Annotated in this window: 1 protein-coding gene; it reads left to right on the plus strand. The window is 40.0% G+C overall.

Translation table 11 applies throughout. From position 1 onward, the window contains the following. Positions 1-225, plus strand: a 225-nt coding sequence (locus J3U35_RS05610) for a hypothetical protein (protein ID WP_267360119.1), incomplete at both ends; no start/stop codon positions are given.

The raw sequence follows: 225 nt of genomic DNA on the forward strand, positions 1-225 counted from the left end.
GATGTTTTAAAGGAATATCCGACAAACCACACTTAACAACGGCACTGGGACGGCTGTTAGTTAATTATAAAAGTGAATGGTATGAAGAGCTGGATGCAGAAGGAAAGCGACCGGAATGGGAAGCATTAAACAGTGAAATGACCGATGATGCGGAAAACTATTTAGGTTATATAAAAGACGGTGATGAAGCAAAACGTGATGCATATGTTAGTAAGATGGACGCAA

Origin of the sequence: Gilliamella sp. B2717 (assembly GCF_026536675.1) — a bacterium.
Lineage (GTDB): Bacteria > Pseudomonadota > Gammaproteobacteria > Enterobacterales > Orbaceae > Gilliamella > Gilliamella apicola_I.